This window comes from Blastococcus sp. MG754426, assembly GCF_021699055.1.
Lineage (GTDB): Bacteria > Actinomycetota > Actinomycetes > Mycobacteriales > Geodermatophilaceae > Blastococcus.
Window position 1 is genome coordinate 96,190 of the sequence record NZ_SSXC01000001.1, and the last position, 21,508, is coordinate 117,697.

Consider the following 21,508-nt stretch of genomic DNA (forward strand, 5'->3'; position numbering starts at 1 on the left):
CGCCCGCGGCCCGCCCCGCGTCAACCGTCCCGTCCCACCACGTGGACACCCGATTCCATTTTCGACGTGTCCGGTGCCGTGACGTCCAGCACCGACTCGTCGAAGCCGGCCAGCAGCGCGCGCAGCTCGCCGAAGGGCATCGGCCGCGCGAAGAGGTAGCCCTGCAGGTAGCGGCAGTCCATGGCCTGCAGCTCGGCGAGCTGGGCCTCGGTCTCCACGCCCTCGGCGACGACGTCCATGCCGAGGGCCCGGCCGAGCTCGACGACGCCGGCGACCAGGGCGCGGCCGCGCGGGTCGGTGTCGATGCCGGCCACGAACTCCCGGTCCATCTTGAGGATCTGCACCGGCAGCCGGGCCAGGTACGCCAGCGAGGACCAGCCGCGTCCGAAGTCGTCCAGGGAGAGCACGACGCCCATGCCGCGCAGCGTCCGCAGGTCGCCGAGCGCGCCCTCGTGCGCATCCAGCAGCACCGACTCGGTGATCTCCAGGATCAGCTTGCCGGCGGGCAGCCGCGCCGCGGTGAGCGCGGCCGCGACGTCCGGGGCGAGGCAGCCGGCCTGGAGGTGGCGGGGCGAGACGTTGACGCCGGTCTGCACGTCCCAGCCGTCGGCGAGGAGCACCGCCGCGTGCTCGGTCGCCACCCGGAGCACCCAGCGCTGGAGGGGCACGATCAGGCCGTCCTCCTCCGCCAGCGGGATGAACTCGTCCGGCGGCACGGTGCCCAGGAGCGGGTGCTCCCAGCGCACCAGCGCCTCCAGCCCCAGCACGCGGCGGTCGTGCACGCCGACGACGGGCTGGTACAGCACGCGGAGCTGGCCCTCGGCGATCGCCGCGGGCAGGTCCCGGGCCAGCCGGGTGCGCCGGCCCACCGCCGCGTCGACGGCCTCCCCCGAGGAGCGCACGCAGCGCTTGCCCGCGGCCTTCGCCGCGCGCAGGGCCAGGTCGGCCTGCCGGACGGTGGCCGGCGCGTCGGCGGCGGGGTCGACCTCGGCCAGGCCGATGCTCCCGGAGACGGCGAACCGCGGACCGGCGCCCTGCCCGTCGGGCGAGGTCGCCCGGAACGGTCGGTCCAGGGCCACCACGAGGCGCTCGGCCAGCCCGGTGGCCTCCTCGAGCCCGCCCGGCACCAGGAGGGCGAACTCGTCGCCGCCCAGCCGGGCGACGAGGTCCTGCTCGCGGGCGCCGGCGCGCAGCTGGTCGGCGACCTGGGTCAGCAGCTCGTCACCGGCGTCGTGCCCGGCGACGTCGTTGACGGCCTTGAAGCCGTCGAGGTCGACCAGCAGCACGCAGCTCGGCCGGCCGTGGGCGGCCCGGTCGCGCGCTGCCTCGAGCGCGGCGAGGAACCGGGCCCGGTTGGGCAGCCCCGTGAGGAAGTCGGTCCAGGCCATGCGCTCCAGCTCCCGCTGGGTGGAGCGGTGCGCCGTGACGTCGCGCAGGTGCAGCACGAGCCCCGACCGCAGGGCGCTCCCGGGCACCCCGGCGCGGGCGGCGCCGGAGAGCTCGACGTCGCGCCGGTCGCCGCTGCCGGTGACCATGCGCACGGTCGGCGGCAGCGCGCCGGGCTCCGAGGGGACGCTCCCGCGCAGCACGTCCTCCAGCACCGCGCGGTCGCCGGCCTCGACCAGGTCGGCCAGCCGGCGGCCGGTGAGCTCGCGCTCGGACCAGCCGAGCTGGCCGTCGACCGCGCCCGACACCCAGTGCACCCGGCCGTCGCCGTCCAGCACCACGGTGACGTCCTCGGCGCTGGCGGCCAGTGCGCGGAAGTAGGCCTCGGCCCGCTGGAGCCGGCGGGTGAGCCGGCCGCCGTCGACGACCCAGACGAGGCTGCGCAGCGAGGTGCAGAGGACCAGCAGCCCGATCGCCGCCTGCTCCGGCGTCGTGAAGGAGTGCCCGGTGCCGAGCAGCCAGATGACCACGCCCGCGACGCCGTAGGCGGTCGCGTGGCTGACGGCCAGCCCGAACAGCGGCAGGCCGTCGGTCTCCCGGCCGGGCTCGCTGTGGTACCCGCGGTCGGAGTCGACGGCCTGGACCGCCGCCGCCAGCATGGCTGCCCAGGCGAGGCTGACGAGCAGGTCGGACGGGGCCTCGCCCAGCACCCGGCTGAGCGCGGCCACGACGGTCGCGACCGAGGCCGCCAGCATCGAGACCAGCAGCCACACCGCCGGCGCGCGGCGGGACGCCGGCGCGCGGGAGACGGTCATGAGCGCGCCCGCGCAGAGCAGCGCGGCACCGGCGGGGTAGCCCATCGCCTGCAGGACCCCGACGAACCCGCCGCCGCTGGGGGAACCCGACCGCGACAGCACGAGCCCGGCGAGCAGCAGCCCCGCGACCACCACGATGGCGCCGTCGAGCAGCTCCCGCACGCCGGCCCGGTCGCTGCGCGGCGGGAGGAGCAGCCAGCAGGCCGCGAGCGCCAGGGGCAGCGCCAGCACCTGTGCGGCGTGCTCGGCCGTGCCCGCCGGACCGTCCACCACGCTGGACAGCCGACCCACCGCGAGCAGCACGGCGACCGCCGTCATGGCCCACCACGGCCGCCGCGCGGCGCGGTCCAGCCGGGAGGCGTGCCGCGCCACGACGACCGCGGTGGCCAGGGCACCGACCGCCAGCAGCACGCTGAGGGTCCCCTCGCCGGCCGCGGAACCGAGGGCGGGCCCCACGACCGCCCCCGCGACCGCCAGGACGGCGAGGACGACGTGGAGGAACCGGGACTCCCGTCGCTCCGCCGCCGAGGCGGCCGGTGGCATCGCGCCCGGCGAGGCGGTGCGCGGCGGGGCGGCGAACGGGGCGACGACGGACGGCGGGACGGTCCGGGCCGCAGCTCCGTCGTCCCGTCGCTGTGCGCCCAGGTCCACGACCCCGTGGTCGGCACCAGGGCCGGGGCGGTGGAACCCCCGCCGCCCCGGCCTCACCCGATCGGGTGGGTCAGCCGCAGATGGCGCCCTGCGCCGCGGACCCGACCAGCTTGGCGTACTTGCCGAGCACGCCGGTGGTGTAGCGCGGCGGGAGCGGCTCCCACCCCTCCGCGCGGCGGGCCAGCTCGTCGGCGTCGACCAGCAGGTCGAGGGTGCGCGTGGTCAGGTCCAGCCGGATCCGGTCGCCGTCGCGCACGAAGGCGATCGGGCCACCGTCGGTCGCCTCGGGGGCCACGTGGCCGATGCACAGGCCGGTCGTGCCGCCGGAGAACCGGCCGTCGGTGAGCAGCAGGACGTCCTTGCCGAGGCCGGCGCCCTTGATCGCGCCGGTGACCGCGAGCATCTCCCGCATCCCGGGCCCGCCCCGCGGGCCCTCGTAGCGGATGACCACGACGTCGCCGGGCTGCAGGGTGCCGTCGGTGACGGCGTCCATGGCACCCTGCTCGCCGTCGAACACCCGTGCTGTGCCCTCGAACACGTCGGCGTCGAAGCCGGCCGACTTCACCACGGCACCCTCGGGCGCCAGCGAGCCGCGCAGGATGCTCAGCCCGCCGGTGCGGTGGATCGGGTCGTTCATCGCGTGCACGATCGTGCCGTCGAGGTCCGGCGGGGCGATCTCGGCCAGGTTCTCGGCCATCGTCTTGCCGGTCACGGTCAGGGTGTCGCCGTGCAGCAGCCCGGCATCGAGCAGCGCGCGCAGCACGACCGGCACGCCGCCGACCCGGTCGACGTCGGTCATGACGTACTTGCCGAAGGGCTTCACGTCGGCCAGGTGCGGCGTGCGGTCACCGATGCGGTTGAAGTCGTCGAGGGTGAGGTCGACCTGCGCCTCGTGCGCGATCGCCAGCAGGTGCAGGACGGCGTTCGTCGAGCCGCCCAGCGCCATGACGACGGTGATGGCGTTCTCGAACGCCTCCTTGGTCATGATCTGGCGGGCGGTGATGCCCTTGCGCAGCAGGTTGACCACCGCCTCGCCCGAGGCGACCGCGTACGCGTCGCGCCGGCTGTCGGGGGCCGGCGGCGCGGCGCTGCCGGGCAGCGCCATGCCGATCGCCTCCGCGACGCTGGCCATGGTGTTGGCGGTGTACATGCCGCCGCACGAGCCCATGCCCGGGCAGGCGGCCTTCTCGATCGCGTCCAGCTCGTCCTGGGTGATGAGCCCGCGGGCGCACGCGCCGACGCCCTCGAAGACGTCGATGATCGTCAGGTCGCGGTCACCGAGCTTGCCCGGCAGGGTGGAGCCCGAGTAGAGGAACACGCTGGCCAGGTCCAGCCGAGCGGCGGCCATGAGCATGCCGGGCAGCGACTTGTCGCAGCCGGCCAGCAGCACCGAGCCGTCCAGCCGCTCGGCGAACATGACCGTCTCCACCGAGTCGGCGATCACCTCGCGGGAGACCAGCGAGGCCCGCATGCCCTCGTGCCCCATGGAGATGCCGTCGGAGACCGAGATGGTGCCGAACTCCAGCGGGAACCCGCCGGCGGCGTGCACGCCCTCCTTGGCCCGCTTGGCCAGCCGGTCCAGCGACAGGTTGCAGGGGGTGATCTCGTTCCAGGAGGACGCGACGCCGATCTGCGGCTTGGCGAAGTCCTCGTCCCCCATGCCGACCGCCCGCAGCATCGCGCGCGCCGGGGCCTTCGCCAGGCCGTCGGTCACCTCGTGGCTGCGGGGCTTGAGCGGGCTGTGGGTCGCGCCCGCGGGCTCGTTTCCGGGGATGAGGTCCTCGCCGATCGTCACGAGCGGGGATGGTAGGCCCGTTCCCCGACAGGCCGTGGCGCCCGGGTGGGAGGATCGCCCTCCGTGACCCCTCCCGCCCGCTTCCGGATGAGCCGGAGCGCGCTGCTGCCCGTCGTCATCCTGGCGCTCTGCGTCCTGCCCACGGCCCTGGTCAGCGCGTGGACGCTCCTGCTGCTGCTCGTCCCCGCCGCGGTGGCCGCGTGGGTGCTGCGGGCCGGGGTGGACGTCGGCGAGCACGGCATCACCGCCCGGTCGCTGCTGGGCTCCCGCACCGTGACGTGGTCCGAGCTCTCCGGCCTCCGCCTCGGCGAGCGCGGGGAGCTGTGGCTGGTGACCACCGGTGCCACCGAGGTGCGGCTGCCGGTGCTCCGGGTGCGCGACCTGCCCGGTCTGGCCGCCGCCTCGGGCGGGCGCCTCGCCGACCCCACGGCCCGCCCGGCGGATCAGTAGGCGTCGACGACGTTCGTCAGCGGCTGCCCCGCCAGGATGCGGCCGATCTGCTCGGTGACCGCGGCCGTAGCCCGCTCCCGCGTCGCCGGCACCTCCCCGCCGATGTGCGGCGTGAGCAGCAGGTTCGGCGCGCGCCAGAGCGGGTGGGCCTCCGGCAGGGGTTCGGGGTCGGTGACGTCGACGGCCGCGCGCAGGCGACCCGAGGTGAGCTCGTCCAGCAGCGCCCCGGTGTCGACGACCGGTCCGCGGGCGGCGTTGACCAGGAGGGCGCCGTCGGGCATCGCGGCGAGGAACCCGGCGTCGACCATGCCGGTGGTCTCGGCGGTCAGGGGAACCAGCAGGACGACGACGTCGGCCTCGGGCAGCAGCTCCGGCAGCTCGGCCACGGTGCGCACGCCCTCGCGCGGGCGGCGCGCGACGTAGGTGAGCCGCACGTCGAAACCGGCGAGCATGCGGCCCACCGTCGCCGCGATGTCGCCGGCGCCGACGACCAGCACCCGGGCACCGACCAGCGAGCGGTGCGTGGCGAACGACCACCGGCCGGCGTCGTGCTCGCGGACGAAGGACGGCAGCCCGCGCTGGGCGGCGAGCGTCGCCGCCACGACCCACTCGGCGGTGGCGGGGGTGTGCGCGCCGCGGGCGTTGCACAGCACGACGCCGTCGGGCATCCGCCCGGCGAAGCCCTCGGCGCCGGCGCTGGTCAGCTGCACCAGCCGCAGCCGGGGCAGCGCGTCCAGGAAGCCCTCCGGCGGCGGTGCCGAGCCACCGCCGGCCACCCACACCTGCGCCTGCGCCGGCTCGCCCCGCGGCGGCCCCTCCGCCGGCACCACCCGGTGCGCCCGCACCCGCGGCGACAGCTCCTCCACCGCCTCGGCCAGCCGGCGCGAGGGGACCAGCACGTGCAGCGTCTCGTCCGGCGCAAGCTCCAGGGTCGTCACCGCCCCACGCTAGCCAGCGGCGCGCCCGCGCGCGCACCCCGGCCGCACGTACCCTGGGCCGGGTGAGGCCGACGAGGGCGCGGAGCGCACCGCGCGCGGCCGCCGCCCTGCTCGCCGGCCTCCTGCTGGCCGGCTGCGGCGGTGGCGGCTACGAGCCCGCCGGCCCCTTCCGCCCGCTGCCCGAGGGTCCGCCGCCGCAGGTGGGCCCGCCCACGGCCACCCTCCCGCCCCCAGCGGAGCCGGCGCAGCCCGGCTCCGGCGAGGAGGAGGGCGACCCGAACGTCGTCGCCACCGGGCTCGACGTGCCCACCGGCCTGGTGCTGCTGCCCGACGGCTCGGCCGTGGTCGGCGAGCGGGAGACCGGCCGGCTCCTGCAGGTCTTCCCCGACCGGTCCCCCGCCGTGGAGCTCATGACCGTGCCGGGGGTGGACACCAGCGGCGACGGCGGCCTCCTGGGGCTGGCGCTCTCGCCCACCTTCCTCGAGGACGGGCTGCTCTTCGCCTACATCACGACCGCGACCGACAACCGGGTGGTGCGGTTCCCGATCGGGGGGACGCCGAACCCCGTGCTCACCGGCATCCCCCGCGGGGAGACGGGCAACGGCGGCGCGCTGCTGACCGGCGCCGACGGGCACCTCTACGTCGGCACCGGTGACACCGGGGACACGGCGCTCGCGGCGGACCCGGGGTCGCTGGCCGGCAAGGTGCTGCGCATCGACGTCTTCGGCCGCCCGGTGCAGAGCCTCACCCCGGTGCACAGCTGGGGCTACCGGGACGTGACGGCGCTCTGCCAGGACGGGGACCGGCTGCTCGCCGCCGACGAGGCCCGCCAGGGGCCCGACGAGGTGGACCTCGTCCAGCAGGACGGCCCGGGCGTCCCCCTCGTCACCGTCCCGGCCGCGGAAGGCGGCCTGGGCGGCTGCGCGGTGGCCAACGGCACCGTCTTCCTGGGCGCCCTCGACGGGCAGCGGGTGCACGTCGTCACCCTGGACGAGAACGGCGTCCCGCTCGACGGCGCCGTGGACGAGGTGCTCGCCGACCGGTACGGCCGGCTGCGCACCGTCGTCCTCGACGCCGAAGGGGCGCTCTGGGTGACGACGTCGAACCGCGACGGCGCCGGCTCCCCCGCCGAGGACGACGACAAGGTGCTGCGGATCCGTCCGCCGGGCGGCCAGCCGAACTCCCCGCTCTAGGGGTCAGCGCACGAACCGGTGGACGACGTGCTGCCGCGAGTCGACCGGGTTGTCCGGGGCCATCTCGCCGTCGGCGTACCAGGTGGCGCCCGCCCGCCGCAGCGCCCGCCAGGAGGCCTCGTTGGCCGTGACGACCGGCACCAGCACATCGGTGGCGTCCGGGTGGTCGGCGAAGCCGCGGGCCACGGCCGCCGCGATCATCGCGGCGCCGAGGCCCCGGCCGCGCGCGGACGGCTCCCCCACCAGGTAGTCGATGCCCAGCGCCCCGGGTGGTACCGGGCACACCGCGCTCAGCTCGGCCAGCGACCCGGGCTCGTCGTCGAAGCGGTAGACCTGGACGAAGCCGAACGGCTCACCGGCGTGCACGCCGAGGTACACGGCGGTGGGGTCGTCGCCGTCGATGCTCGGGCCGTACTGCGCCGCCACCTCGGCGGGGTCGTCGTTCCACCAGCGCCGGACCAGCGGTTCGGCCAGCCACCGCGCCAGCAGCGGCAGGTCCGCGCGCTCCAGCGGGCGCAGCTCGACCTGGGGCAGCTCCACGCCCGGGAGGCTAGGAGCCGATCAGCCGCTCCTCCAGCATCCGCTTCACGGTGGCGGCGTCGGCCTTGCCCCGGGTGGTCTTCATGACCGCGCCGACGAGCGCCCCGATCGCCTGCACCTTGCCGCCGCGCACCTTCTCGGCGACGTCGGGGTTCCCCTCGATCGCGGCGTCGACGGCGGCGACCAGCTCGTCGGACTCGCCCATGACCGCGAGGCCGCGCGACTCCACGACCGCCGCGGGGTCGCCCTCGCCGGCGAGCACGCCGTCCAGCGCCTGGCGGGCCAGCTGGTCGTTGACCGTGCCGGCCTGCACGAGGCCCGCCAGCTCGGCGACCTGCCGCGGGGTGACCGGCAGCTCCGCGAGCTCCACGCCGGAGTCGTTCGCCCGCCGGGCGAGCTCGCCCAGCCACCACTTGCGCGCGTCGGCGGGGGTGGCACCGGCGGCGACGGTCTCGCTGACCAGGCCGAGCGCACCCGCGTTGACGATCCACGCCATCTCGGTGGCGGAGAGACCCCACTCCTCCTGCAGCCGGGCGCGGCGGGCGGCCGGCAGCTCGGGCAGCGCGGCCCGGAGCTTCTCGATCCACTCCTCGTCGGGCGCGATCGGCACGAGGTCGGGCTCGGGGAAGTACCGGTAGTCGGTGGCCTCCTCCTTGCTGCGGCCCTCCGACGTCGAGCCGGTGTCCTCGTGGAAGTGCCGGGTCTCCTGCACCACGCGCTCGCCGGCGTCCAGGACGGCGGCCTGCCGGCGCATCTCGTAGCGCACCGCGCGCTCCACCGAGCGCAGCGAGTTGACGTTCTTGGTCTCCGTGCGGGTGCCCCACTCGAGGCTGCCGATCGGTGCCAGCGAGGTGTTGACGTCGCTGCGCAGGTTGCCCTGCTCCATGCGGACCTCGGAGACGCCGAGCGCGAGCAGGATCTCGCGCAGCTCGGTGACGTAGGCCTTCGCGACCTCGGGCGCCTTCGCCCCGGTGCCCGGGATGGGGCGGGTGACGATCTCGACCAGCGGGATCCCGGCGCGGTTGTAGTCGACGAGGGAGTGGTCGGCGCCGTGGATGCGGCCGGTGGCACCACCGACGTGGAGGTTCTTGCCGGTGTCCTCCTCGATGTGCACCCGCTCGATCTCGACGCGGTAGGTCTCGCCGTCGACCTCGACGTCCAGGTGACCGGCGGTGCAGAGCGGCTCGTCGTACTGGCTGGTCTGGAAGCCCTTGGGGATGTCCGGGTAGAAGTAGTTCTTCCGGGCGAAGCGCGACCACGACGCGATCCGGCAGCCGAGCGCCAGGCCGATGCGGATCGTCGACTCGATGGCGGCGGCGTTGACCACCGGCAGCGAACCCGGCAGGCCCAGGCAGACCGGGCAGGTCTGGGTGTTGGGCTCGGCGCCGAACGTCGTCGAGCAGCCGCAGAACATCTTCGACGCGGTGCCCAGCTCGACGTGGGTCTCCAGGCCGATGACCGGCTCGTAGCGGGTCAGGACCTCGTCGAGGTCCACGAGGGTGTCGGTCATGAGGGGTCGTCCTCCTTGGGAACGGCCGGGCCCTGCTGCTGGCGGCCGGTCACCACGGCGCCGACGGCGGTCAGCACGCCGAGGACCAGGAACACGGCGAAGACGGCCCGGCCGGTGACGGCCCAGCCGACGACGCCGGCGACGATGACGAACGCGGTGAGCGCCCAGGCCGCCTTGAGCGGGCCGTTCACGCCCGGCCCCCGATCGCGTCGAGCAGGGCGTGCCCGCGGGCGGCGTCCTGCGCGGCCTCCAGCGCGGCCGCGACGCGGTAGCACCGGTCGTCGGCCAGCGCCGGGGCCATGACCTGGAGGCCGACGGGCAGCCCCTCGGAGAGCCCGCACGGGACCGAGATGGCCGGGATGCCCGCGAGGCTGGCCGGCAGCGTGCACAGGTCGGCGGCGTACATGGCGATCGGGTCGTCCACGCGGGCGCCGATCGGCCAGGCCACGGTGGGGCTGGTCGGGCTGACCAGCACGTCGACGTCGTCCCAGGCGCGGGTGAAATCGCGGGTGATCAGCGTGCGGACCTTCTGCGCCTGCCCGTAGTAGGCGTCGTAGTAGCCGCTGGACAGCGCATAGGTGCCGAGGATGATCCGGCGCTTCACCTCGGGGCCGAAGCCCTGCTCGCGGGTGAGCGCCATCACCTCGTCGAGGTCGCGGCTGCCGTCGTCGCCGACCCGCAGGCCGTACCGGACGCCGTCGAAGCGCGCCAGGTTGGACGACGCCTCGCTCGGAGCGATCAGGTAGTAGGCCGGCAGGGCCAGGTCGAACGCCGGGCAGGACACCTGCCGCACCTCGGCGCCCATGCCCTCCAGCAGCGCGACCGCCTCGGCGACGCGCGCCAGCACCCCGGGCTCGTACCCGTCGGTGTGGCCCTCGCCGCCGAGCTCGGTGACGACGCCGACCCGCAGGCCGGAGAGGTCGCCCCCGGCACCGCGGCGGGCGGCCTCGGCGAGCACGGGGACGGGCGCGTCGATGCTCGTGGAGTCGAGCGGGTCGTGCCCCGCGACGGCCTCGTGCAGCAGCGCGGCGTCCAGCACGGTGCGCGTCATCGGACCGGCCTGGTCGAGGCTGGAGGAGAAGGCGATGAGCCCGGAGCGGGAGACCGACCCGTACGTGGGCTTGTGCCCGACCAGGCCGGTGACGGCGGCGGGCTGGCGGATCGACCCGCCGGTGTCGGTGCCGATGGCCCACGGGGCGAGCCCGGCGGCGACCGCGGCCGACGAGCCGCCGGAGGACCCACCGGGGATGCGGTCGGTGTCCCAGGGGTTGCGGGTGACGCGGTAGGCGGAGTTCTCGGTGGAGGAGCCCATCGCGAACTCGTCCATGTTGGTCTTGCCCAGCAGCACCGTGCCGGCGACCTTCAGCCGGGCGGCCACGGTGGCGTCGTACGGCGGCCGCCAGCCCTCGAGGATCTTCGAGCCGCTGGTCGTGGGCACGCCCTCGGTGACGACGACGTCCTTGAGCGCGAGCGGGACGCCGGCCAGCGGGCCGAGCTCCTCCCCCTTCGTGCGGGCGGTGTCGACCTGCTCGGCGGCGCGCAGCGCGGCCTCGGCGTCGACGTGCAGGTAGGCGCCGATGGTCGGGTCCTCGGCCTGGATGCGGTCCAGGTAGGCGCGGGTCACCTCGACCGAGCTGAGCTCACCGGCCCGCAGCGCCTCGGCGAGCGCGGCGGCACTGGTGGTGGTGATGTCCGTGGCGGTCACGTCGCTCACGCCTCCTCCCCCAGGATGCGCGGCACCCGGAAGCGGTCGTCCTCCGCGGCCGGCGCGCCGTCGAGGACGACGTCGCGGGGCAGGCTGGGCCGGACGGCGTCGGGACGCATGACGTTGGTCATCGGCACCGCGTGCGTGGTGGGCGGGACGTCGGCGACGTCGGCCTTGCCGACCTGCGCGACGGCGTCCAGCACGGCGGCGAGCTGGCCGGCGAAGAGGTCGAGCTCCTCGTCGCTCACCGCGAGCCGGGACAGGTGCGCCAGGTGGGCCACCTCGTCGCGGGTCAGTTGGCCCTTCGGGGAGGGGGTGCTCATGCTGCGGTGGGACTCCAGTTCGGCAGTGCCCGGCGGCCCGCTCTGGCGCCCGGGACGTGACCGGGCCACTCTACGTGGCGGCCCACCGGCCCTGGTCAGCGTGAGAGGCTCCCCCCGACCGCGATCGACGGAGATCGAACAGGGACCCCCTTCGCCCCACCGCCCGCAGGCCCGCGGCGGGCCCCGGAAGGGGGCCATGGGGCCCACGACCCGGAGGAACCGTGTCCTATCTCCTGCGCCTGGTCCTGCCCGACCGCCCCGGTGTGCTCGGCGCCGTCGCGACGGCGCTCGGCCTCGCGGGCATCGACATCGTCTCGCTCGACGTGCTCGAGCGCGGCAACGGCATCGCGGTGGACGACGTCGTCGTGGACCTGCCGGGCGACCGGCTGCCCGACAGCCTGATCACCGCCGCGCAGACGGTGCCCGGGGTGCAGGTGGAGTCGCTGCGCCCTTTCGCCGGCCCCCTGGACACCCACCGGGAGCTGGACCTGCTGGACGCCCTGGCCCGCGGTGACCGCCCGCCGACCGCGCTGCTCACCGAGTCGCTGCCGCGGGTGTTCCACAGCGGCTGGGTGGTGATCCTCGACGACTCGGGGCAGCCGGCGCCGCTGGCCGACGGCGCGGTGCTCGCCGCGTCGGAGGCGGCGCCCTCCTTCGCCCACCTGACGCTGCCGTGGCTGCCGCTGACGGGGCCGCGGCTGCTGCCCAGCGACGAGCCGTGGCTGCCCGAGCGGTGGCAGGAGATGGCCATCGAGATGATGGCGGTGCCCTACGGGGCCGGCCGGGCGATCGTGCTCGGGCGCTCGGGGGGCCCGGCCTTCCGCCGCTCGGAGCTGCTCCGGCTGGCCCACTTCACCGGCATCGCGACGACGGTGGCGCACCTCCCGCCCGGCTGAGTCCGGCCGCTCGCCGCCGAACCGGGCGCCCGAGCGGCTGACCTGGATCTTTGCCCTCATCCCATGTTGCAGCCACGGGTATTCGAACGTATGATCGAACACATGGTGCACGTGGCGGACCGGGTGGCGCAGAGTGCAGCCGGGCCCCGCTGCGGCTTGTGCGAGTCGTCGGCAGCAGTGCCACCGGCAGCCGGGTGGGCGGCCGGTCCGCTCGGTGCCGTGCAGGCGGCTGATCGCGAGATCGCCCGCCAGACGGCCCGGCGCGCGCGGGCGGTGGCCGAGTTCGCCGCGACCCGTCCCGCGTCGGCTGACCGGCCGGCCGGTCAGCCGGGGGCGATGAGCGAGGCGCGGCGAGCCGCCCGGCCGGAGGTGCTGGCCGGGGTCAGCGAGTGGGCGGCGCAGGAACTCGTGGTGGCGCTCTCCCTCTCGGCCCAGGCCGCCGATCAACTGCTCACCCGGTCGCTCACGCTGGTGCACCGGCTCCCGGCGACGTTGGACGCGTTGGAGCGCGGCGAGATCCACCCCGGGCACCTGTGGCCGATGCTGGAGCGGGTGGCGACCATCGCCGACGCGGCGCGGCGAGCCGCCGTCGAGCGCGATCTGCTCGCGTGGATGTCCGGCCGGGTCACCACCCCTGCGCAGCTCGGCGCCAGGGCACGCCGCCTCGGCCTGGCCCGGGACGCGCGCGACGAGGCCGCTCGGCTGGCCGCGTCACTGCGGGAGCGGGGCGTCTCGGTGCGGTCGGATCGACGTGAGGGGATGGCCGCCTTCGGCGCACTCCTGACGGTGCCCGAGGCGCAGGCGCTGCTCGATGCGCTGGGGCGGTACGCCGACGCGCTCGATGAGCCAGGGGACTCCCGGACCCGCGGCCAGAAGATGGCCGACTGCCTGCTCGACCTGGTGCTGCGGCCGGAGGAGCACGACCTCCCCGCCGTGCAGGCCCAGCTGACCGTGGTGGCCGGGGTGCGCAGCCTGCTCGGTGGCGACCAACCCGGCGAGATCGGCGGTGAACCGGTGCCGGCCGAGGTCGTCCGCGCCCTCGCCCGGGCCCTGGGCCTGCTGCCCGGGTCGGCGGCGGATGGCGAGGCGGAGGCTGCCACGAACCCGGACGCTGCCGGTGAGGCCGACGATCGACCGCCCGCTGCTGGCCTTGCCGCCGGGCCGGGTGACGCCTGCCCCACCGACGGCTGGCCGATGGACACCTGGCCCACGGAGTGGCGGGAGGCCGACGAGCGGTGGTGGGCGGAGGTCGAAGCGCGTGCTCTCCGGGGTGAGTGGGGCGGCGCCGAGTACACACCGGAGGACGAGCTGCTCCGGCGGTGGGCCGAGGAGGCGCCCTACGTGGCCTGGCTCGAGAGCGTCGGTGCCTTCGACGATCCCGCGCCCGCCGCTGACCCCGATGCCGGCTCGGGATCAGGCCGCCACCCTGATCTCAGCTCCGGTTCGTCGGGTCGCCCCGACCCCGGTCCCGGCTCCTCCGGCCGCACCGACCCCCGCACCGGTCCGCGGTGCGACTGCCCTGCCGATCCCGGACCAGCACCTGGCCACCGGCCCGTGGCAGAGCCGGCACCCGCGACGGATCACGGTGACGGCGACGACTCCGGTCGCTGGGCCGGCGCTCATGGGTCTCTGCGAGCTGCCGCAGATGCCCTCCTCGACCTGGACCGGGCGATCGGTCGCGCCCGGCGGGCACAGGCCGACGCCCAGCGCGCCGACCGCGACGACGAGAACGCGTGGCTGCGCAGCCCCTCGGGTCGGGTCACCCGTGCGCCGAGCGACCTGGACGCCTGCGCCGCGGCCGGGGAGTCCCGCCGGGCAGCCCTCGCCGCGCTGCTCGATGCCAGCACCGGCGGGGCGCTGGTCGACCGGCCACGGATCGCGGTGGTCGACGAGCTCACCGGCGCGCTGCTCGCGCTGACCGACAGCCGTGAGCTCCGCCGCCTGGCCCGCTGCGACGACGCCGCCTGCCGCCGAGCGCCGGCCCGCTGCACGCACGACCTCAGCGGGCGCCCGGGCCTCGGCCCTCCCGGCCCGACCGACGGCTACCGCCCCGGCGCCGCCCTCGACCGGTACCTCCGCGCCCGCGACCGCCGCTGCCGCTTCCCCGGCTGCCGCCGGCGCGTGCCGCTCGGCGGGGAGCTGGACCACGACCGCCCCTGGCCCGACGGGCCGACCAGCGCGGAGAACCTCGTCGGGTTCTGCACCGGCCACCACCGGGGGAAGCACCAGGCACCGGGCTGGCGGTACGAGCTGGCGCCCGACGGGCGGCTGACCGTGACCACCCCGACGGGCCTGGTCGCGACCACCACTCCGCCGCCCTACTGACCCGGGGACCGCTCCCGCCACCGCCCGCCGGGCTACTCGCTGCCGTCGCCGATGGTCGCGACCTCGCGGGCGGCGTCGGGGCCCTGCTCCAGCAGCACGCGGAACCCGTCGTCGTCCAGGATCGGCGCCTTCACCTGCACGGCCTTGTCGTACTTGCTGCCGGGATCGGCGCCCACCACCACGAAGCCGGTCTTCTTCGACACCGACCCGGTCACCTTGCCGCCGCGCTCCTGGATCGCCGCGATGGCCTGGTCACGGCTGAAGTCCCGCAGCGAACCGGTCACGACGACGGTCACGCCGGTGAGCGGACCGGGTGGCGCGTCCTCGTCCGCATCGGCCATGCGCACGCCCGCCTGCCGCCACTTCTCCACGACGTCGCGGTGCCAGTCGACGCCGAACCAGTCGCGCACGGAGCGGGCGATCGTCGGGCCGACCCCGTCGGCGGCGGCGAGCTCCTCCTCCGTCGCGGCCACGATCCGGTCCATCGAGCGGAAGTCCCGGGCCAGCGCCTGTGCGGCGGTCGGCCCCACGTGCCGGATGGAGAGCGCGACCAGCACCCGCCACAGCGGGACGTCCTTGCGGGTCTGCAGGTTGGTGAGGAGCTTGCGCCCGTTGGCCGACAGCGCGCCGTCCTTCTTCGTGAAGAAGGCACTGCGGCACAGCTGCTCCTCGTCGAGGAAGAAGAGGTCGCCCTCGTCGGTGAGCAACCGGCTCTGCAGCAGCGCGATCGCCGCCTCGTAGCCGAGGTTCTCGATGTCGAACGCGCCGCGCCCCGCCACGTGGAAGACCCGCTCCCGCAGCTGCGCGGGGCAGGACCGGGCGTTGGGGCAGCGGATGTCGGCGTCACCCTCCTTCTCCGGCCGCAGCTCCGTACCGCACTCGGGGCAGTGGCTCGGCATCACGAACTCGCGCTCGTCACCGGTGCGGGCGGCGACGACGGGGCCGAGCACCTCGGGGATCACGTCACCGGCCTTGCGGATGACGACTGTGTCCCCGACGAGCACGCCCTTGCGCTTGACCTCGCTGGCGTTGTGCAACGTGGCCAGCTGCACCGTGGACCCGGCCACCTTCACCGGCTCCATGAACGCGAACGGCGTGACCCGGCCCGTCCGGCCGACGTTGACCCGGATGTCGACGAGCTTCGTCGTCGCCTCCTCCGGCGGGTACTTGAAGGCGATCGCCCAGCGCGGCGCCCGCGAGGTCGACCCCAGCCGCCGCTGCAGCGCCACCTGGTCGACCTTGACCACCACGCCGTCGATCTCGTGCTCCACCGAGTGCCGCTGCTCCCGGTAGCGCTCGATGTAGGCCCAGACGCCCTCGAGGTCGGCCACCACCTCGAAGCGGTCGCTCACCGGGAGCCCGAGCGCCCGGAGCCCCTCGTAGGCCGCCGACTGGCGCTGCGGCTCGAACCCGGTGCGCGCCCCCAGCCCGTGGACGACCAGCCGGAGCGGTCGTGTCGCGGTCACCTTCGGGTCCTTCTGCCGCAGGGAGCCGGCCGCGGCGTTGCGCGGGTTGGCGAACGGCGGCCGCCCCTGCTCGACCATCGCCGCGTTGACGTCGGCGAACGCCGCCACCGGGAAGTAGACCTCGCCGCGGACCTCGAGCAGCTCGGGCACGTCCTCCCCCGCGAGCTGCTGGGGGACGTCCCGCATCGTGCGGACGTTGGCCGTCACGTCCTCCCCGGTCACGCCGTCACCCCGGGTGGCCGCGCGGACCAGGCGGCCCTGCTCGTAGACCAGGTCCACGGCCACGCCGTCGACCTTGAGCTCGCAGAGGTAGCTGCCCCCCGCCGCACCCTCCCGCTCCGCCCGCGCCGCCCAGGCCGACAGCTCGTCGCTGCTGAAGGCGTTGTCCAGGCTCTGCATCCGCTCCAGGTGCTGCACCGGGGCGAACGTGGCGGTGAAGCCACCGTTGACCTTCTGGCTGGGCGAGTCGGGCGTGACCAGCGCCGGGTGCGCGGCCTCGATCTCCTTGAGCTGCGCCATCAGCTCGTCGTACTGCCCGTCGCTGATCAGCGGCTCGTCGCGCACGTAGTAGGCGAACGCGTACCGGTCCAGCTCCTCGGAGAGGTCGCGGTGCCGGGTCCGCACGTCGTCGGGGACCTCGGTGAGGTCCTCGCGGTCGGCCACCGGGGTGACGGACGGTTCGACGAGGTCGGCGTCGGTGCTCACGGTCGAACGGTATCCGGCGGGTACGACGGTCAACCCGACGCTCACCCGGTCGGTGCGCGCGCCCTCAGCCGGGCAGCAGGTACTTCGCAGCCTCGCGCACCTGGCGCATCGCGGCGCGGGCGTAGGCCGGCGTGGCCCCGGCCAGCCCGCAGGCGGGGGTCAGCGTCACCGCGTCCGGCAGCCGGTCGGCCGCGAAGCCGAGCTCGCGCCACCACGCCTGCACCCGCGTCGCCGTCGCCCGGGGCGCCGGCAGCGCGGCGTCCGTGCCGGGGACGACGCCGGGCAGCAGGTGGACCCCCGCGTCCACCGCCTCCCCCACCGCGTCGAGGTCCTGCACCAGGCCCAGGTCGAACGAGAGCCCGGCCGCACCCGCGGCGCGGAGCAGCCCCAGCGGCATCCGGGGGGCGCAGCAGTGCACGACCACGGGGCCGGGCAGCGCGCGCACCACGGCCGCCAGCTCCTGCTCCACGACGTCCCCGGCGACCGCCGGGAGCTTCCCGAACCCGCTCGCCGTCGGCAGCGCGCCCTGGAGGACTGCGGGGACGGACGGCTCGTCGAGCTGCACCACGATCCGCGCCCCCGGCACCCGCGCCTGCACCGCCGCCACGTGCGCAGCGAGCCCCTCCGCCAGGGACTGGGCCAGGTCGCGGCGGGCGCCCGGGTCCACGACCGCGCGGTCGCCGCGGGTGCGCTCCAGCCCGGCGGCGAGCGTCCACGGCCCGGCCGCCTGCACCTTGAACGGCCCCGTCCAGCCACCGGCGACGTCGTGCAGGGCGTCCAGGTCGCGGGCGAGGAACTCCTCGGCCCGCTGCTGGTCGATCCCGGGCCGCGGGACCAGCCGCCAGCCCGCCGGGGTGAGGTCGACGGCGAGATCGACCAGCAGGGCGGCGCTGCGCCCGAGCATGTCGGCCCCGGCGCCCCGACCCGGCAGCTCGGGCAGGTGCGCGAACTCCGGCAGCTCGCCCACCACGGTGCGCAGCGCCTCGGCCGGGTCGCTCCCCGGCAGGGAGCCCACCCCGCCGGCGGGCCCCCACGGCGCCCCGGCCACCGCCGCGTCGTCGGCACCTGCGCTCACGCGGACGCCCCGGCGCTCCGGATCGCGGCCTGGCCGAGGACCAGGTCGCCGCGCTGCGGATCGGGTGCGTAGAGCACCGCGGACTGCCCGGCGGCCACCCCGCGCTGCTCCGCGTCCAGCAGGAGCCGCAGCCCACCGGCGTCGTCCCCGGTCACCTCGCAGGGCACGGGGCTGCCGTGCGCGCGCAGCTGCACCTCCGCCCGGAACGGCAGCCCCGGTGCCGTCCCGGTCCAGGTGGGCGCCGCCGTGACGACGGCATCCACCCCGGCGAGCTCGGCGGTGCCGATGGTCACCGTGCGGGTCACCGGCTCGATGCCGAGCACGTAGCGGGGACGCGAGTCACCGGCGGTGACCCCGAGCCCCCGCCGCTGGCCCACGGTGAAGCCGTAGGTGCCCTCGTGCTCGCCGACGGTCGCACCGGTGGCGGCGTCGACCACCGGCCCCGGGCGGCTGCCCAGCCGGCGGGCCAGGAAGCCACGGGTGTCGCCGTCGGGGATGAAGCAGATGTCGTGCGAGTCGGGCTTCGCCGCGACGCCGAACCCGCGCTCGGCGGCGATCTCCCGCACCCGGTCCTTGGTCATCCCGCCGAGCGGGAAGACCGCCGCCGCCAACTGCTCGGCGGTGAGCACCCCGAGCACGTAGGACTGGTCCTTCGCGGCGTCGACCGAGCGCCGCAGCTCGCCGTCGGCCAGCCGCGCGTGGTGCCCGGTTACCACGGCGTCGAAGCCGAGCGCCCGCGCCCGGTCCAGCACCGCCGAGAACTTGATCTTCTCGTTGCAGCGCAGGCACGGGTTGGGGGTGCGGCCGGCGGCGTACTCGGCGACGAAGTCGTCGACGACGTCCTCGGTGAACCGCTCGGCGAGGTCCCAGACGTAGAACGGGATGCCGAGCTCGTCGGCGACCCGCCGGGCGTCGTGGGCGTCCTCGACGCTGCAGCACCCGCGGGCGCCGCTGCGCAGCGTCTGCCGGTCCGGGGAGAGCGCCAGGTGCACGCCGGTGACGTCGTGCCCGGCGTCGACGGCGAGGGCTGCGGCCACGGCGGAGTCGACGCCCCCGCTCATCGCCGCGAGCACCCTCACCGGCGCCCCGTCCCGGCCCGCCGGGCCCGCTCGACCACGGGGGCGATGACGGCGAGGAGGGCGTCGACGTCGGCGTCGGTGCTGGTGTGCCCGAGGCTGAACCGCAGGGAGCTGCGCGCCCGTTCCGGGTCGGCGCCCACGGCCAGCAGCACGTGGCTCGGCCGCGCCACCCCCGCGCTGCAGGCCGACCCGGTCGAGCACTCGATCCCCTTGGCGTCGAGCAGCATCAGCAGCGCGTCGCCCTCGGCGCCGGGGAAGGACAGGTGCGCGTTGCCGGGCAGGCGGCCGGGGCCCGAGCGCACGACGTCGTCCAGCGCCGGCCCGTTGAGCTGCGCGTCGGGCACCTGCTCCACGACCCCGGCCACCAGCCGGTCGCGCAGCCGGGCCAGCTCGGCGGCCCGCTCGACGCGCCCGCCCACGGCCGCGTCCGCCGCCACCGCCAGCCCGACGATGGCGGCGACGTCCAGCGTGCCGGAGCGGACGTCGCGCTCCTGGCCGCCGCCGTGCAGCAGGGGCGTGCACTCGGCGTCGCGGCGCAGCAGCAGCGCGCCGGCGCCCATCGGGCCGCCCAGCTTGTGCCCGGTCATGGTGAGGGCGTCGACCCCGCTGGCGCCGAAGTCGACGAGCACCTGCCCGACCGCCTGCACCGCGTCGGTGTGGAAGGGCACCCCGACGTCGTGCGCGGTCGCCGCGAGCGCGGCGACGTCGCTCACCGTGCCGATCTCGTTGTTGGCCCACATGACGCTGGCGACGGCGACGTCGCTGCCGTCGCCGAGCGCGTCGGCCAGCGCGGTGGGGGTGACCCGGCCCGAGGGCTCCACCGGCAGCCAGGTGACCTCGGCGCCCTCGTGCTTGGCCAGCCACTCGACGCTGTCCAGGACGGCGTGGTGCTCCGCCGGGCTGACGACGATCCGGCGGCGGCGGGAGTCCGCCGCGCGCCGGGCCCAGAACAGCCCCTTGACCGCCAGGTTGTCGCTCTCGGTGCCGCCGCCGGTGAACAGGACCTCCGACGGCCGCGCGCCCAGCGCCTCGGCCAGCCGCTCGCGGGCCTGCTCCGCGGCGCGGCGCGCCGCCCGGCCGCTGGCGTGCAACGACGAGGCGTTGCCCACGCGGCCGAGCTGGCCGGTCATCGCCGCCAGCACCTCGGGGAGCATCGGCGTGGTCGCCGCGTGGTCGAGGTAGACCGGTTCCGAGTAGGTCATGACGCGCTCAGGGTAGTCGCGGGGACGGCGGGGCCGGCTGCCGCCGCCGGAGCACCACCCGCCCGTGGGGCGAGCACCGCCCCCGCGACCGCGACGGCCGAGAGCACCACCACACCGGCCAGGACCGCCGCCGGGAGCGAGAGGGTGCCGGCCGCCGCCGCGGCCACGAGCACCCCGACCACGCCGACGCAGGCGGCGGCACCGGTGACGTCGGCGATCTGGAAGGCCGCGGAGTCCGCGCCGCGCGTCTCGTCCGACGAGCGCTCCAGCAGGAGCACGCTCAGGCTCGGCATGCCCAGCCCCATGCCGAGCCCGGCGACCGCCCAGCTCGCGTAGGCCGGCCAGCCGCCGACCCCCGGGACGGCGATGGCGGCCGTCGCCAGCAGCCCGGCGGTGAGCACGCCGAACCCCAGCCGCAGCAGGCGCACCCGCGACCAGTGCGGGTTGCGGCCCTGCAGCTGCGAGGCGGTGGCCCAGCCCAGCGCGCCGGCGGTCAGCGGGATCCCCGCGGCGGTGGCCGAGTAGCCGTGGAGCTCGGTGAGGGCCAGCGGCAGCAGCGCGTCCATGCCGAAGAAGGCGCCGGCCAGCAGACCGCGGCCGGCGACCACCGCGGGCAGCCCGGGACGCGCGGCGGCCGTCCCGGCGGGCAGCAGCGGGCGCAGTCCGACGACCAGCGCCAGCAGCCCGGCGACGGCGATGGCGGCCGCGAGCAGGTCGAGGCGCTGGCCGGCGTACTGCAGGGCGGCGATGCCGACGCCGGCCAGCAGCGCCCACCACCGGCGGGCGGAGGCCGGCACCGCGGCCGCCGCGGACCGGGGCAGCGCGCGGGCGGCGGGGAGCACCAACCCGAGGCCCAGCAGGATGAGCGGCAGCAGTCCGAGGAAGACCAGCCGCCAGGTGAGGTGGGTGGTGAGCAGCCCGGCGACCACGGGGCCGACCAGCGCCGGCAGCACCCACGCGGCGGCGAACGCGCCGAACAGCCGCGGCCGCAGCGCGGGCTCGAACGCCTGCCCGGCCACCACGTACAGGGCGACCGCGATGATCCCGCCGCCGATGCCCTGCAGCGCCCGGGCGGCGACGAACAACGCCATGTCCCCCGCGACGCCCGCGGCGAGCAGTCCCGCCGCGAAGACCGCCACGCCGGTCAGCAGCGCCACCCGGGAGCCGCGGCGGTCACCGAGGTCGCCGCCGAGCACCATCCCGACCACCGAGGCGACGAGGAAGGCGCTGAAGGGCCAGGCGTACCAGGCCAGCCCGTCCAGCTCGGCGACCGCGGTCGGCATCGCCGTCGCCACCGCCATCGCCTCGAAGGCGACGAGGGTGACCAGCATCAGCAGCCCGGCGGTGGGGAGCCGGTGCGCCCGGTCGAACAGCGCCGGGGGCGCGACGGTGTCCACGCGGTGCCCAACCACCCGCACCCCCGGCTGCTTCCCGCCCCCGGGAACGCGTCGAGC

The 21,508-nt window shown here is 76.1% G+C and carries 17 protein-coding genes; 4 read left to right on the forward strand and 13 right to left on the reverse strand.

Features of this window, described 5'->3' with window-relative positions:
* Positions 1 to 20: 20 nt before the first annotated feature.
* On the reverse strand, positions 21 to 2,852 hold the full coding sequence (locus E9549_RS00525; protein ID WP_236824618.1) for a bifunctional diguanylate cyclase/phosphodiesterase: 2,832 nt from the start codon (positions 2,850 to 2,852) through the stop codon (positions 21 to 23).
* Positions 2,853 to 2,922: 70 nt separating this feature from the next.
* Entirely contained in the window at positions 2,923 to 4,647 is a 1,725-nt protein-coding gene (gene ilvD, locus E9549_RS00530; protein WP_236824619.1) for a dihydroxy-acid dehydratase, read from the reverse strand.
* 63 nt (positions 4,648 to 4,710) lie between these two features.
* On the opposite strand from ilvD, the gene E9549_RS00535 reads away from it, so the two are divergent.
* Positions 4,711 to 5,097: a PH domain-containing protein gene (locus tag E9549_RS00535; protein WP_236824620.1), complete on the forward strand. Its 387-nt coding sequence runs from the start codon at positions 4,711 to 4,713 to the stop codon at positions 5,095 to 5,097.
* On the opposite strand, the gene E9549_RS00540 is transcribed toward E9549_RS00535, so the two are convergent.
* Positions 5,091 to 6,035, reverse strand: a complete 945-nt coding sequence (locus tag E9549_RS00540) for a 2-hydroxyacid dehydrogenase (protein ID WP_236824621.1) — start codon at positions 6,033 to 6,035, stop codon at positions 5,091 to 5,093. The genes E9549_RS00535 and E9549_RS00540 overlap by 7 nt on opposite strands.
* Before the next feature lie 62 nt (positions 6,036 to 6,097).
* Between E9549_RS00540 and E9549_RS00545 the strand changes: the two genes are divergently transcribed.
* Entirely contained in the window at positions 6,098 to 7,228 is a 1,131-nt protein-coding gene (locus tag E9549_RS00545; protein ID WP_236824622.1) for a sorbosone dehydrogenase family protein, read from the forward strand.
* A gap of 3 nt (positions 7,229 to 7,231) precedes the next feature.
* Here E9549_RS00545 and E9549_RS00550 read toward each other — a convergent pair whose 3' ends face one another.
* Genes E9549_RS00550 through gatC form a run of 5 tightly spaced genes read right to left on the reverse strand, consistent with a single transcriptional unit; the run spans position 7,232 to position 11,306 of the window.
* A complete protein-coding gene (locus E9549_RS00550) occupies positions 7,232 to 7,768 on the reverse strand; it encodes a GNAT family N-acetyltransferase (RefSeq protein WP_236824623.1) in 537 nt (178 codons plus the stop codon).
* A 10-nt stretch (positions 7,769 to 7,778) separates the two neighbouring features.
* On the reverse strand, positions 7,779 to 9,278 hold the full coding sequence (gatB, locus tag E9549_RS00555; RefSeq protein ID WP_236824624.1) for an Asp-tRNA(Asn)/Glu-tRNA(Gln) amidotransferase subunit GatB: 1,500 nt from the start codon (positions 9,276 to 9,278) through the stop codon (positions 7,779 to 7,781).
* Positions 9,275 to 9,469, reverse strand: a complete 195-nt coding sequence (locus E9549_RS00560) for a hypothetical protein (protein ID WP_236824625.1) — start codon at positions 9,467 to 9,469, stop codon at positions 9,275 to 9,277. Before E9549_RS00560 ends, gatB begins: the two co-directional genes overlap by 4 nt.
* Positions 9,466 to 10,992, reverse strand: coding sequence for an Asp-tRNA(Asn)/Glu-tRNA(Gln) amidotransferase subunit GatA (gatA, locus tag E9549_RS00565; RefSeq protein ID WP_236824626.1), 1,527 nt, complete (start codon positions 10,990 to 10,992; stop codon positions 9,466 to 9,468). Before gatA ends, E9549_RS00560 begins: the two co-directional genes overlap by 4 nt.
* Positions 10,989 to 11,306 carry an Asp-tRNA(Asn)/Glu-tRNA(Gln) amidotransferase subunit GatC gene (gene gatC, locus E9549_RS00570; RefSeq protein WP_091933348.1) on the reverse strand — a complete coding sequence of 106 codons (318 nt, stop codon included), beginning with the start codon at positions 11,304 to 11,306 and terminating at the stop codon, positions 10,989 to 10,991. Before gatC ends, gatA begins: the two co-directional genes overlap by 4 nt.
* 221 nt (positions 11,307 to 11,527) lie before the next feature.
* On the opposite strand from gatC, the gene E9549_RS00575 reads away from it, so the two are divergent.
* Complete coding sequence (locus E9549_RS00575; protein WP_236824627.1) at positions 11,528 to 12,202, forward strand: ACT domain-containing protein; 675 nt, start codon at positions 11,528 to 11,530, stop codon at positions 12,200 to 12,202.
* Between the two features lie 219 nt (positions 12,203 to 12,421).
* Positions 12,422 to 14,527 (forward strand): HNH endonuclease signature motif containing protein, encoded by a 2,106-nt coding sequence (locus E9549_RS00580; RefSeq protein ID WP_236824628.1) that lies wholly within the window; start codon positions 12,422 to 12,424, stop codon positions 14,525 to 14,527.
* A gap of 32 nt (positions 14,528 to 14,559) precedes the next feature.
* Here the strand turns inward: E9549_RS00580 and ligA are convergent, their stop codons facing one another.
* The 5 genes from ligA to E9549_RS00605 all read right to left on the reverse strand — a co-directional run bounded on the left by ligA (position 14,560) and on the right by E9549_RS00605 (position 21,451).
* Positions 14,560 to 16,698, reverse strand: a complete 2,139-nt coding sequence (gene ligA, locus E9549_RS00585; RefSeq protein ID WP_236824629.1) for an NAD-dependent DNA ligase LigA — start codon at positions 16,696 to 16,698, stop codon at positions 14,560 to 14,562.
* A gap of 64 nt (positions 16,699 to 16,762) precedes the next feature.
* A complete protein-coding gene (locus E9549_RS00590; protein ID WP_236824630.1) occupies positions 16,763 to 17,773 on the reverse strand; it encodes a methionine synthase in 1,011 nt (336 codons plus the stop codon).
* On the reverse strand, positions 17,770 to 18,852 hold the full coding sequence (mnmA, locus tag E9549_RS00595; RefSeq protein WP_308191111.1) for a tRNA 2-thiouridine(34) synthase MnmA: 1,083 nt from the start codon (positions 18,850 to 18,852) through the stop codon (positions 17,770 to 17,772). The genes E9549_RS00590 and mnmA overlap by 4 nt, the downstream gene beginning before the upstream one ends.
* Entirely contained in the window at positions 18,849 to 20,054 is a 1,206-nt protein-coding gene (locus E9549_RS00600; protein ID WP_236824632.1) for a cysteine desulfurase family protein, read from the reverse strand. Before E9549_RS00600 ends, mnmA begins: the two co-directional genes overlap by 4 nt.
* A complete protein-coding gene (locus tag E9549_RS00605; protein WP_236824633.1) occupies positions 20,051 to 21,451 on the reverse strand; it encodes an MFS transporter in 1,401 nt (466 codons plus the stop codon). The genes E9549_RS00600 and E9549_RS00605 overlap by 4 nt, the downstream gene beginning before the upstream one ends.
* Between the last annotated feature and the right edge of the window lie 57 nt (positions 21,452 to 21,508).